This is a genomic window from Streptomyces sp. NRRL S-87 (genome assembly GCF_000719335.1).
GTDB lineage: Bacteria > Actinomycetota > Actinomycetes > Streptomycetales > Streptomycetaceae > Streptomyces.
Window position 1 is genome coordinate 1 of the sequence record NZ_JOGB01000081.1, and the last position, 12829, is coordinate 12829.

The following is a 12829-nucleotide window of genomic DNA, read 5'->3' on the forward strand; positions in this document are numbered from 1 at the left end:
CACTGCCACGAAAACACCGAGCCACAACAAGCCCCCACACCGGCCAGCCCCCGCGCACCCGCTGACGCCCAACCGCTGCCACCACCCCACCCACTCACAGCTGTCCACACCCGAAGCCGTCCATCCCGACACGCCGACCAGACCAACACGAACGAGGGAAGCAACGGGATACGGATTGCCATCCGCCCTCACCAGGAAGCCGAAAATCCTGCACAGCTAGCATCCACACGTGCACCCCGAGCCTCGATCGACCCTCAGGACCCCGCTCCCGCCCGGCCGGATGATCACATCCGACGAGGGCGACGGAGATGTGCAGCCCCTTTGGCTCAGCGATCGACCCGCCCCGGTCGAACTGTGGGCACAGATCCAGACCGAGCACACAACCTCCGGCCTCTGGCCACTACTCCTCGACTCCCCGGATTCAGACGGCGGCGACTTCCGCCCATGGGGATCGGGCGAGATCTTCCCCGAGCAGATGTCATCCCCGGCAAGCCATGACCCGGCCGGCCTGCTCGCGCAGTGGTGGGCGGCCCACACCGCCGTGGATGAAGACGACCTGCTCCCCGCCGCAGAACGCCTCGCCGTCACAGCTCCCTTCGGTCAGAGCTGGCCCGGCCTCGCGCCCAGCCGAGAAACAGCAACAAACGCCGACCAACTGGCCGGCGAGTACGCGCAGGCATTCCTCACCGACCGGCCTCAATCCCGACTGGGACTGGTCATCGCCGCGTCCGGCGCCGAGGCCCTCACCGCCGCAGGCTGGGCCGGGCCCTGCAACTACGACGACGACACTGCAAAGTTCTCCGCGGTCATCGCGGATTGGGAGCACCGCTTCGGTACTCGTGTCGTCGCCGTCGGATTCTCCACCCTGCACATCAGCGTCGCCGCTCCACCAATGAACCAGGAAGACGCTCTGCTGGTCGCGGCTGAGCACTTCGCCTTCTGCCCGGACAACATCTGGCAAGGCAGCCGCCCTCACACACTGGCCGCGTACGCAGAACGACTCACCGGCGCACACAACTGGGACTTCTGGTGGGACTGATCGTCCCCGCCGCAACGGAACCCTCACGCCCTACACGCACGACAACGGACCTTCACCGGAAAACGACAGCGGCCTCCACCAACCGAACGACACCCCAGCAACGCGGTGCCCAACCCCGCCACACCCACCACCCGTGAAAACCCGTGACGCACACCCAGCGCACATCACACGACACGCATCACGCGGCAAGCTACCAACAAGGGGCCGGCGTCCACGGCACCGGCCCCTTGCCCATGAACTTGCCTTTTGGTCCCAGCCCGGTCCCAGACGGCCCTACGAGGCGGGGGCGAACTCCTCGTCGGTGCCGCCGCAGCCGGCCACGAAGCTCTCCGCCGTCCTACGCGGAGAGCAGGGCCAGCAGTTGCCGGGTGGCCTCGAAGCCGGGACCAGCAGTGAGGAGGAAGCGCCGGACCCGGTCCACCGCCCGGTCTCGGGCCTCGTCGTCCCCGGCCGCCAGTGCGGCGTCCAGGGCGTCGGCGTGGCTCTCGGCCGGGTCGGCTTGTTCGTCAGGGGCGTCCACCGCCTCTGCGCGCAGGCTCCGGGCGAGGTCCTCGTACCGCGCGGACGGGGTGCCGGCACCAACCCTCAACTGACTCTCACACCACCGCCCCAAAACCGAGAGATCGCAGGTGGCGGGTTCTGGACGGCCGAAGGGCCCTCCCTCGAGGTGATGAGGAGGACCCTCCAGCCGAAGAGTGCGACGCTCCGGCAGGCCTTGCTGTTGATGCTGACGGTTGGGACTACAGCGGTGCCGGTTCGGCGGGAGTGTCGGGGGCTGTGGTCTCGTCCGCTGGTTGGGGTATCGGTGCCCAGCCACGGCAGGGGGCGAGCGGTTCCAGACGGGATGCGGTGAGGACGTAGGCGGTGGTTCCCTTGTAGGCGGCCGGGTCCTTGCTGAAGCCCCCGGTCTGGTAGGAGACCAGGATCTTGTCCCCGTTTGCGTGCGGTACGCCGTCCTTGTTGAGCCGGGTCATGGACTGGGATCTGAGATCTGCCGCCCAGAGGCCGGAGTCGTCCTGCCACGTGATCAGGTCGCCCGCGATCTCCATCTGGTCAAAGAACTGGCCTTCACTCACGGTGGCCACCAGGGCGGAGGTCTTCCACCCCTTCTTCCACGCGTACAGCTTGCGCATGTCCGGCGAGGTCCACGCCCAGGCATGCCCGTCACTGCTGCCGGTGATGAACGTCGTGCCCTTCACCTTCGCGATCTGCTCCGGCAGGGCCGCAGTGCGGCCTGTGGACAGCGAGGCCGCCCGCACCTGCACGGGGCTCGAGCCGGAGAATGCCTCGCGCCACACCACCAACTCACCGGACACGGTCACAGGGGAGACCATCCCGGTACGCACCACACGATCGCTGCGAGTGTGCAGATCGTAGACGTGTACCTGCTTGCGTCCATTCCCGCCGCCGCCCTGCGCCCATGTTGCCTTTCCGCCGCGGGCGCGTAGGAAGAGGAACGGTCCGTTCGCGGTGTTGCGGGTGATCCTGAACGGTCGGCCACCAGCCTTCGCGTCCCATGCATAGATGGCCCAGTCGTTCATGTTCTCGGCATCGTAGGAGGCTTCGTACAGGAGCCATCTGCCGTCGAAGTCCCACAAGACGTATTGCTGGAGGCGCTTCGACCGCGTCTGCGGCATCTGGTCGATGACTGTCCGGCCACCGCCGGGGGTGCGCATGACAACCCGTGTGACGCGCCCGTCGGACTCCTCGGCAAAGATCTTCTTGCCGTCCGGGCTGACTACGCCTTCGTAGGCGCGAGGGCTGGCCGCAGTGGTGTATGTGGTGCGGGCTCGAGCTTGTCGCCACAGTTCCGGCGTGCTGACCTTGCAGAACGCCCGCTTCTGGGTCGGCACTGCAGGAGGCTTTTCGCCGCTGGCGGAGTGCGAGGGACCGGGTGCGCATGCTCCTACGCTGAGGGCCGCTATGGCGCAGAGCGAGGCGAGTCTTCTACCACTGATAGCCACGGCCGCCCATCATAATGACCAGATTGTTCGACGGGACGGGGGAGTTGGCCCTCACGCCGGGCCACACGCTGGTCGCGGGGTCCTGTACCTGGCTGTCCGCTCCGCTGTTCTTGTAGCCGCGGATGTTGACCCAGTGGTAGATGGTCTGGTTGATCGGGTGGCCGGCCAGACGGATGCGGCTGCCCTTCGGCTCCAGGACGTTGCCGGCGATGGAGTCCTTGTTTCTGGCGATGTCGATCTTGAGGTGGGCCTTGTACTCCTCCTTGTCGCGGGCGCTGGGGCTGTAGGCGAGGAAGTTGCCGGCGTAGTTGCCGCTCGTGTACGCCTTGAGCGTCCTGAGCATTGCGTCCCAGCTCGTGCCCCCGTTGCCCGGGCTGATACCGAAGCGGGAGGCGAGGCTGGCCTGGGTGAGGTTGTAGCCCTGGTGTCCCAGCGTCATCTTGGCTGTGGCCGGCCCGCAGTAGTTGTTGTAGGCCTGGGCGACGTGGTTGCTCGCCAGGTAGTACGCAGCCGGCAGGCCCGGCTGCGGCTCCAGGGCGATGCGGCGGTCCTTGTCGGCCGTATCCTTGGCCGCGGCCTCGATCTGCTCCGCAGTCAGCGGGTCGGCGTCCAGAGCCTGCTTGGCCGCGGCAGCGTCGGCCTGCTCCTGGTCGTCCGCCGGCGGCATCCAGTCGCCGCCGTCATCTTCGATGACCGGGGCGGTGACCGTGTTGGTCCCAGCGTCCCCGTCGGCGGCGGCGGGAGAGGTGGCGATCGCAGCAGCGGTCAGTGCGCAGGCCGCGGCCAGAGTGATGTTGCGCAGACGAGTCACAGCGAAGCTCCGTAGTCAGTGGTGTTCTCGGGAGTCGTGTCGATCTTCCACTGACGGAAACAGCCTGGTCATGACGTGTCTTTCGGTCACCTCAAGAGACCCTCAAGAAGCAATCACACACCGTCGTCACAGGTGACGCTTGTCCCCTATGTCGAAGCGGAGCGCCAAAGCGGAACCCCATCACGTGACGGACGACACAATTGCCGCCCGCTAGCTGTCCGCCCCACCACCCCCACAGGACGCGCAAGAGAGCGAAAAATGCGCCCTGAACCCCTTGCTCCGGAAGCCCGACACCGTCCGGTCGACGCTGGAGGAATCAGACGGCGTGGATGCAGGTTCGAGGCGCCCTGGGAGCTGTGTAGTTCACGGAACCGTAGGCATGGTGAGGAAGAGTCCTGAGCGGTGTTCGCTTCGGCCGCGCGGGCAAGTGCCAGCGCGCCTGTCGGTGACATGCGCCGTGAGTGCCCCGCCTCCTGGAGCAGATGCCCGAATATATCTGCCCCGCGGCCTTGGGGGCTGTGTGCAGTCAGCTGAGCCTGTGCGGTGTTCCGCACGGTAGCTCGCTCGCCGTCCGTGTTGTGTTGTTGCCGCGTTTCAGACTCGCTCGTGGCCCGCTGATGCCCGTCGAAGCCACTCCCCGAGGCGACTGACCTGAACGCGAGTCGCCTCGGGGAGTGGCCGCAATGTCTGCGCGGCGGAGGTGGCGTCATGACTGCGGCGTCTGAGCTGGAGGGAGTGGTAGAGCCACCCGGGAGTGCTCCGCCAGTGGGCGGAGTGGTCACGCAGGGGGAACGAGCATGCGTTCGGTTCCGAGGTTGGTCGTGCGGGTGTCGCGGTACATGGTGGTCTCGCCGTCGGACCAGCGGATCACCAGGTCGTTGGCCAAGCCGTCGCCCGTGTACTCGCCGGTGGTCATGATCACGCTGTGGGTCCAGGTCTTGTTCGGGCCCTGGACCTGCTTCTGGCTTCCCAAGCCGGACGTGGTCGTGCCCACGTAGTTGTCGAGTTCCCCGGTCGTCCAGCGGACCATCAGGTCCCACTTCTGGTTGCCGGAGAACTGCCCGGACGTCAGGAGCGTGGCGTCCTTCCAGGTGCTGTTGGGGTCCTTGAGCTTGTGCTCCTGGCCCAGGGTGCCGGCGCTGACGTTGGTGTAGAGCGTGAGCTCGCCGTCGGACCAGCGCACCATGAGGTCGGTCACGTAGGTCTGCGCGTTGAAGCGGCCGGCCGCGATCTGCGTTGCATGGCTCCAGATCGAGCCGGCCGGGGCCATCTGGGTGCCGCTGCCGCCGAGCCCGTTGGCACCGATGTCGCCGTGCAGGCTCAGCCGTCCGCTGTCCCAGCGCACCAGGAGGTCGAACTGGTTGGAGCCGGTGAAATCCCCGGCGGTGATCCCTGCGGCCGTCTTCCACGTGGGGTTCGGCGCGAGCAGCTGCCGTTCCTTGCCGAAGCCTCCGTTGCCGTCGCCGGGGTAGAGGGTGACCTCGCCGTCGGTCCACAGCACCAGCAGGTCGCTGTGGCCGGTCGCCCGGAAGTCGCCGGAGGCGATCTGCTTGGCGTGCTTCCAGGTGGTGCCGCCGCCAGGGAGGATCGGCCCGTCGTCAGGCCCTTGGTAGGGCTTCGTTCGGTTGACGTTCTTCTCGCCGATGTCGTTGGCGGCGTCGTTGTACAGATCGAGGGCGTCCTGGCCATACACGGGGGCGTAGGAGAGCCAGTGGACGGGGCCTCCGCCGCCGACACCACCGACGTTGCCGATCACTTCGCCGGTGCGGGTGCGGGGGTTGTAGTTCCTGATCCAGGGACCGCCGGAGACACCGCCGTAATAGCCGCCGCACTCCATCCTCATCTGGCGGTAACCGTAGAGGCGCTTGGTGCGGACATCGCACCGGATGGCCCGGTGGGAGTTGTTGACCTTGTCGGCGGCCGGGTAGCCGACGACCGTCACGTCGTGCTCATAGGTATTCGAGGTGGTCAGCGTCAGGGCGCCGGTGACATCCTCGACCTTGCCCTTGGGGCCCTTGCCGACCAGGACGAACGCGAGGTCGAGGTCCGAGACAGTGTCGCGCTTGGGGTCGTAGCGGTTGTCGATGTAGACATCGGTCAGCGGGTAGACCCCCCAGGGCTGGTCGGCGGCCGACTGCCCGTAGCGGTACTGCGGAACGAAGATGCGGTGCTCCGCCTTCCGCAACGCGATACCGCAGTGCCCGGCGGTCAACACCATGTTCTTTCCCTTGCTGCGCACCACACTGCCGCTGCAGTAGGTTGCGTCACCACTGACCGGTGTCCCCTGGAAGAAGAACGTGCCCACCATGGGCAGCCCTTCGAAGTGGGTGGCGCTCGGCGTGCCGGCAGGAGGTCCCTCTTCCGGCTCTTCCATGCTGTTCTGGCGTAGGGAGGCCTCGGTCTGTCCGCGGTCGGCGTCGATGGGTTCGGCCTGTGCCATGCGCTCGGCGGTCCAGAACTCCGCTTCCCCGTTCTCAAACGGCTCGGCCGGATACGGGGATGATGCGGATGCGGAATCCGAAGGACTGGCAGACGAGTTCGGAGACAGCGAGGGACTAGGCTGCGCCGTCGCAGAAGCGGAAGGAGACGCAGACGGGGATATGGAAGGTGGAGGGAAATCGGTCGCAGCCGCTGTCGGACTTCCGGTTGCCGACGCGATGGGCGTCGGCAACAGGGCCGCTGCGAGTGCGAGGGCACACGTGGCCAGCCGTCTGGAATTCAAGTTGTTTCCCTTGAAAGATTGTCTCAAATCACGTTCTCGTGGCCGAAAGTGAGGGGCCGAATGGCTGCCCGCGTCGGCGAGCTGGCAGAGTATGCATGTTCGTGAATGATCGTCAACAAGGAAGCCAGGTGCCGCGAGTGGGCATATGGAGAGCTGAGCGGGTAGCAACGTTCGCTGCGGCGCTGCTCATATCGCTAATCGCCGCGGGAAACGCCGCGACTCTCCCGAATTCGGATGAATCCATTCCGATTTCGGAAGGCAAGAGGGCGGCGCTAGTCGGGCTCAATGGCACAGTCGCGGTGAATGTACAAGCCGCGTCCCGATCCGGCGTGAGCAACGTTACCCAGATGGAGTCCGAAGCCTCGGTACGCCCCAGGGTGCTGCGAATGCAGGGCAGTGGACTCAAGGACTCAGTTCCTGTCTCGTGTGTGGCTGCGGATGGCGTACGCGAGATCCGCCTCCCGCTCCCCGCCTCCGTACCGGATAGCACCGCCCAGGCGCGGACGTCGCAAAGCGTGGATTCAAAGGCGGGCTACACACGGCGGGACTGCGAGCGCAGCGTCGCCACCCAGCAGGCGGCAGCCCAGGACGAGCACCGGGACCCGGGCACGTACTGGCCGCAGACACCCTGGGACGTGCGCACGGTCCGCGCCGGCGGAACACTCACGGCCGATGAACCCCTGGCCCTGTTCTCGGACGGGGTCACGCTTTCTTCGCCCGCCTTCGTGGAACCGGTCGTCATGCACGGCGGCAAGACCGTCTCCGCTGTCGTGCACATCCGCTGCACCGCGCCGCCGGGCCTGTACACCGTCACCGCGACCGGCCCCGGCGCCCCCGCCGGTCCGTGGGCACGTTTCCGTGTCGAACCCGCTCTCCCGAACTGCCACGACCCAGCCCCCGCTCGCGCGGCAGGGTCATCCGGGCACAAGGGTGTGTGGCTTGGTGCAGCCGCGTTCTTCGTCTTCTCAGCTATCGCACTTATCGCCGTCCTCCGCTTCCGACCAGCTGCCTGAAGTTCCAGAGGCCAAAACACGCGGCTGCCCTGGCTTGCCGCCTCAGTCACGCGATGTCTACTGCGGCGCGCACGACGGCAGCCGTTCAGCCGCGGAGCGCGGTGCCACCGAGCAGCCCCGCCCTACTGACGCAGGGTGTGCGCGATTCGCGCCCCCGCGCGGGAGTTCGCAATGGCCCACAGCGAAGACCACCCGCCGGGCACCCCAGTCCCCCATCGCCATTCCCACGTCTCGGCGGGCAGAGGGCTACGAAGGGCATATGGCTGTCGCCAGCTTCAAAACCTTCGGCGAACGGCCGCCTGGACGAAGGGACGTGAAGGCGGCGGCGCGAGCAGGTGCGCAACTACACCTCGCGCTGGCCAGGCACAGGCCGTTTAGACCGGCATGGTCTGGTCTATGACGGTGTTCGGCAGCGTGGTGGTGCGGCGGGAGGGGTCCCCCGGAAGGCGCCAGTCGGGGCGCGGCCACCTGGACTACCGCAGGGCCGAATGGCGGAGTTGCCGGCACATCACGAAGATTCGTGGTACGAGGTTCTCTTCGGCAGAAGCGGTGGGCGCGGGCTGGCCGACCTCGCCCTCCCTGGAGGCAGTTCGGTGCAGTCCCTCTCGATGAGGCGGCCTCTCCCGGACCTGAAAGAGGCCGCCTCGTGCGCGGCGTGTTCGGCCGGCGGGTCCTCGGCTCATCCAGTGGCAGCGGCGTCGTGGACCTTTCCGGTCTCGGCATCCACGTAGAGATCGGAAGCCGCGTCGCCCATGGGGATGCGGACCACCCACTCAGCCCGCCATGTCGCATTGCGCTGCACCGCACGCAGCACGATGGCACGAGCATCCACCGTGGCAGGCGCATCGATGGAGCGCAAAGCAAGCTCCTCAGCCTGCGCCGTGGTGATTCGACGTGGCGGGACCGTCACCGCCCCGGGCCCCCTCTGCACATCGATCTGGGAGACCCGTCCGGCCCGGTTGACCTGGACGTCAAGGCTGCGGGGCATGAGAACACCGTCCCTCATCTGCCGCCAGCTGGTGATCCACCCCAGCTCCGCCTTGTCTCCGACCGGATGAGTCGTGTGGTGGTTCGTCTGCAAAGCCCAGGGGAAGTGCTGCTGCGCATACTTCTGGGCGATCTCGGTGGCTGCCTTGCCGTCCTTGGGTGCACCGGCGTCCGGGGAGACAGGGAAGCTGTTGGGGCCGGGTACGCTGCTGGACTCGAGGCTGACGTTCAGGTTAATCGCGTCGGGCCAGCTGAGCGTGGCTGTGCCCTCATGGGCAAAGGTGATCATTAGACTCCCACGGTCTGTTCCCGGTATCGGCTGGAGCTGCACGTTCGCCACTTCGTAGCGGTTCCCGAAGGCGTCGCGGATGGCCTTCTCAGCGGCCTCCTTCTCATCGGACGAGGCCAGCTGGATGCTGGTGGCGTCCACTGCGATCGGGGTGATGAAAGCGGCGCCGAGAAGGCCGGCGACCACTACTACCCCGAGGGCGAACTGGCCGGTGCGCTTGCCGCCAGCCAGCCAGGGCAGGACGCTCTGCTTCGTCGTGAGCAGAGCAACCCAGGCGAAGGCGAAACCGATCAGCGTGCCGAGCGAGTTCATCTGCACGTCACTGGTGTCGCAGTTGCGCCCCACCCATGGGGCAAGGGCCTGTCCGAGCTCGGTGGCCACGGACAACAGTGGGCCACTTACGACAGCCACCGTGGGACGACGCGTGGCAAGCAGCCCGAAGAACCCCACTGGCAGGTACAAGAGCACGTTCAGCAGCCCCTGCTCGGTCGCGAACGGTTCCGCGAGGTCACGGTTCACGACGCACTGGGTGCCCAACCCCCCGCCGGCTCCGGTGAAGAACCCAGTGACTCCGACGACAGCCGACATAGCTGCAACCCACAGGGCGTGCGCCCCTGCGCGTGCCCCGCGGCGCTGGGCGACCGCGAACGCGATAGCCCCACCTGCAAGGCCTGCGAGGCAGATGGCAACGAGAAGACCAAGGTGGCCCTTAAAGACAGCCTCGAACATAGGTTCCTGACTCTATTTCTTCGAGAAAACGCGCCGCACCCCCGCTGCGGCTGAACTCACCGCAGCGAGGGCGTGGAATGAATTAGGCGCAGCGCGAAATGGGCGTTTGGAAGGTACCCTGACCACTGACGTTCAGGAGCCCGACAGTATTGTTGCACCAGAAATCATAGTCGTAGGTGTACCAGTCTTTGGTCTTCGTGGTTCCTGCGGACTGCGTGAACCAGTCTCCCCAGTGATTCGTGCCGGCGTAGTTGTACCCGAGACGCGCGGTGATGGCGGAACCACTGGTCTTCTTGTACTGCGAGTAGATCCGCGTCCGCGTGGAATCCGGGTGGTGCTTGCCGTGGAAGAGCGCACCGTTCGTCATCGACGTGCAGCTCTGGGAGGGGTTGCCGGGGACCGGGTAGCCGCTGTCCGGGCACCCTGCAATGTAGGGCTCAGGGATCGGGCCGTCGGCATGAGCCACTCCAGGAACCGCCAGAGCAGAGACGGCAGCGATGATCGTGGCAGCCCCCCGCGCGATGCCACGGATTACATTCTTCATGGTTTCTGTTTCCCCTCCCGGCCTCGACGGCCGAATTGCGATTACCGGCACCCGGGAAATCGACAGGATGCTTCCGCTTACGCAAGGCAATCCTCCCCCTGAAGCCCCCGGGGGAATTAATGGACTTATCAAGCGCTGAATACTTTATGGAGCGAGGTAAGTGCTTGCAAGCAAATGACGGCACCCCGCGTGTCGTGATTGGCTGAAATTTCTGCAACCCCGCGCCAATCTGCCCACTTTTGCCCATTTTCGTCGATACCTGACGTGCGAGCATAAAGGGAAATTTCGGGCCCAAAGGGCGAGTTTGTTACAAGATCTTTGGCCTGAACGCCTCGGCTCTGAATCGTGCGAGACCGCCAGCTACCGATCCTCCGGCAAGCCCTCGTCGTGAACGAGCACCGTTGCACGCACCAGATCCCGCTCGGAGCGCCGGGTTCACAGGGCGATCCAGGGGCGTAGCTTCTCGACGCGGACCGCGGCGGCCGCAGCCGACGGCCCTGCCCATGTGCCTTCGGCGGCCTGCTCGCTGTCGTACAGAAGCTCCATGCCGGCGTACTCAGGTGTGTGCTCAAGTTACGCGCGAACGTGCCCAGCAGGAGGACACGGTGACCACTCAGCTCATGAGGAGCCGTGCCACGATGACCATGCTGATCGAGGCGCTTGTCGTGGTCGCGGCAGGTGCAACGGCTCAGGTGGCGTGGCTGGAGGAGTACGACGTGCCGCCGGACGAGATCGCGTTGGGCTTCGATGACGTCTTCGGGCTGGCTGGGCAACTGGTCGAGGAGCAGCAGCTCAGTCCCGCGGTACTGCCTCGCCTGAAGATGATCAACAAGGTCTTCAGTGGGATAGGCCACGACTCGAAAGTGGATCGATGGACAAAGCCGTAAATGTCCAGTCACCTGGGATGGGAACGTACCCGACAGCTGGCGCGAGAAGTCCTCGTGATGGAAGGCGAGGGGGACGTACCGCTGCCACGCATCTGCATCATCCGAGCCGGTTCTTGACTCGGTAGCTGGGGCCATTGATGGAGACGACGTCGCAGTGGTGCAGGAGGCGGTCGAGGTCGAGGATGGCCGTAGCGGGTCCAACACCATGGTCAGCCGCCCGCCACCACCCCCAATCAAGTCAGCGGCAAACTGCCCACGAAGGATCCCGAGAGGTCAGTAGCCGGGCACATTCGTCCATCCATATGACTGGGCACGCTCATCCATACGCCGACACTCCAGCCCGCGGCAGGCCACCGTCACCCGGTCGCCCCGGTACGCAGCCTCGACCACGGTGCCGCAATGCCCGTCAACCTAGCCCACCTCCACTCGCCAGTCCCGCGCACGACTACCTGAGCCACCGATAGCCGCCGCTGGTGTGACTTCCTGCTGAGGTATGTCCCGTGCGCGTGCAGGCGTTGCGGGGACGCCTGGCCTTCGCCCGGAGCATGTCCTTCTCAGCCAATGCGGGTTGTGAATCGGGCAGGCACATGCGAGTCCCGCACGTCTTCGAGGCCCGGGCCAGATGATCTGCGGCAGGCCATGGCCTTCTCATGTGGCCGCGATCAGTGCCTCAGCCAAGGTGGAGGGAACCCCATGCGCAACATCACTCCGGCCGACGATCCCGACCTCTCCCACCTGGTCGACCTGATAGACATCCTGCCCGGTCCGGAGGCGGCGGGCTTTTGGGACGAGAAGGGTGAGGGCGGTGCCAGCATAGGCTCCAAGATCGGATGGGACCTCAAGCAGGTCCTCGGCGGTCAATGCAGCCCTGGAGATGTGGACTACTTCGCGGTGCATGTCCTGAAGTACCTGGGGCGAGGGAACAAGTACATCTCGGAGGAAAAGATCACCCAGAAGCTGAGGGGGGTCCACGGGCTGCCTGCGGCCGGCCATGCCTGGGTGGAGGATGCCACGCGGACCGCATGGACGCTGGTCACCCGCTACAGCCTCACGCGCTGGCGGGGAACCCGCTCAACTCCTGGAGCGGCGTGGACTGAGATCTAAGGTCCGCGCATCCAATTGGAGGAGTCGACTATGACCGACGATGAAAACCAGCTCGCTGCCCTCCTCAACGACCTACCTGGCCATGCAGACGCCCGATTCTGGCGCGGCCTCAAGGAGGCCGCGGGCCTCTACCGCATACGCTCGACCATGTCCTCCGCGGTTCAAGATGCTCGGGGTGGCGACTTCGAACCGCTCGCCACGTTCGTGCTCGACGTCTTCAACCGCGAGGCCCGAATCAAGGACATCACCGCAACCCTTGGCACCCATCTCGGCAGCACCCTGCGCGCCCGAGCCTGGATCACCGACGCCATCGCAGCAGCAGACCGCGTCAAACGGACACACGACGAGGACCCACTCGACGGCCTCACCGCAAAGTGGTGAGCCCGTCGATACGGCGGGGTAGCGCTTCCGACGGCGGCCGACGCGGTGTAGGGCGTCCATGGTGAACCTCTCTGCCACGCAAGCGGATGAGGGGCTGGGCAGGGACTCTGTCGCGATGACATCCTCGCTGCGCACAGCGGCGTAAACACGGCGGTCGAGGGATGTGCGGCGTGGGTGACGCACCATCCGGGTGCGGACGGATGTGGCGCCATCGCGCAGGGTGTGTGTCACGGTGTCCGGGGGCGGGGTGAGCGGGTTCTCGCACAGAAGCTGGCCGACGCAGAAGAGCGCCACATCAGCCGGGTGGCACGGAGGCGTGAGGTGTACTGGCAGGTGCCGCTGCGTAGTCGGTGGCGGTT

At 66.0% G+C, this 12829-nt stretch carries 11 protein-coding genes and 1 pseudogene; 5 read left to right on the forward strand and 7 right to left on the reverse strand.

What is annotated here, in order from left to right; all coding sequences use genetic code 11:
* The first annotated feature begins 280 nt into the window (after positions 1 to 280).
* Positions 281 to 1039, forward strand: coding sequence for a DUF4253 domain-containing protein (locus IF43_RS0132735; protein ID WP_078910638.1), 759 nt, complete (start codon positions 281 to 283; stop codon positions 1037 to 1039).
* A 337-nt stretch (positions 1040 to 1376) separates the two neighbouring features.
* On the opposite strand, the gene IF43_RS0132740 is transcribed toward IF43_RS0132735, so the two are convergent.
* From IF43_RS0132740 to IF43_RS0132755, 4 genes are all read right to left on the reverse strand, one after another.
* Positions 1377 to 1628, reverse strand: coding sequence for a hypothetical protein (locus tag IF43_RS0132740; RefSeq protein WP_158939629.1), 252 nt, complete (start codon positions 1626 to 1628; stop codon positions 1377 to 1379).
* A gap of 151 nt (positions 1629 to 1779) precedes the next feature.
* Positions 1780 to 2892, reverse strand: a complete 1113-nt coding sequence (locus IF43_RS0132745; RefSeq protein ID WP_158939631.1) for a hypothetical protein — start codon at positions 2890 to 2892, stop codon at positions 1780 to 1782.
* A gap of 94 nt (positions 2893 to 2986) precedes the next feature.
* Positions 2987 to 3814, reverse strand: coding sequence for a C39 family peptidase (locus IF43_RS0132750; protein WP_030209488.1), 828 nt, complete (start codon positions 3812 to 3814; stop codon positions 2987 to 2989).
* A gap of 778 nt (positions 3815 to 4592) precedes the next feature.
* Positions 4593 to 6254, reverse strand: a complete 1662-nt coding sequence (locus IF43_RS0132755) for a VCBS repeat-containing protein (protein ID WP_051796649.1) — start codon at positions 6252 to 6254, stop codon at positions 4593 to 4595.
* Positions 6255 to 6631: 377 nt separating this feature from the next.
* Here IF43_RS0132755 and IF43_RS41880 point away from each other — a divergent pair, with 377 nt between their 5' ends.
* Positions 6632 to 7549 (forward strand): hypothetical protein, encoded by a 918-nt coding sequence (locus tag IF43_RS41880; RefSeq protein WP_158939633.1) that lies wholly within the window; start codon positions 6632 to 6634, stop codon positions 7547 to 7549.
* A 679-nt stretch (positions 7550 to 8228) separates the two neighbouring features.
* On the opposite strand, the gene IF43_RS0132765 is transcribed toward IF43_RS41880, so the two are convergent.
* Both IF43_RS0132765 and IF43_RS40085 read right to left on the reverse strand, forming a co-directional pair.
* Positions 8229 to 9344: a VanZ family protein gene (locus IF43_RS0132765; protein WP_158939635.1), complete on the reverse strand. Its 1116-nt coding sequence runs from the start codon at positions 9342 to 9344 to the stop codon at positions 8229 to 8231.
* Positions 9345 to 9636: 292 nt separating this feature from the next.
* On the reverse strand, positions 9637 to 10098 hold the full coding sequence (locus IF43_RS40085; protein WP_030209500.1) for a hypothetical protein: 462 nt from the start codon (positions 10096 to 10098) through the stop codon (positions 9637 to 9639).
* 638 nt (positions 10099 to 10736) lie between these two features.
* On the opposite strand from IF43_RS40085, the gene IF43_RS0132780 reads away from it, so the two are divergent.
* Entirely contained in the window at positions 10737 to 10985 is a 249-nt protein-coding gene (locus IF43_RS0132780; RefSeq protein ID WP_158939637.1) for a hypothetical protein, read from the forward strand.
* 97 nt (positions 10986 to 11082) lie between these two features.
* Here the strand turns inward: IF43_RS0132780 and IF43_RS43220 are convergent.
* Positions 11083 to 11178, reverse strand: a pseudogene (locus IF43_RS43220) (ATP-binding protein); the annotation flags it as partial.
* A gap of 500 nt (positions 11179 to 11678) precedes the next feature.
* Between IF43_RS43220 and IF43_RS0132785 the strand changes: the two are divergent.
* Positions 11679 to 12089, forward strand: coding sequence for a hypothetical protein (locus IF43_RS0132785; RefSeq protein ID WP_030209506.1), 411 nt, complete (start codon positions 11679 to 11681; stop codon positions 12087 to 12089).
* A gap of 30 nt (positions 12090 to 12119) precedes the next feature.
* A complete protein-coding gene (locus IF43_RS0132790) occupies positions 12120 to 12470 on the forward strand; it encodes a hypothetical protein (RefSeq protein WP_030209509.1) in 351 nt (116 codons plus the stop codon).
* The last annotated feature ends 359 nt before the right edge of the window (positions 12471 to 12829 follow it).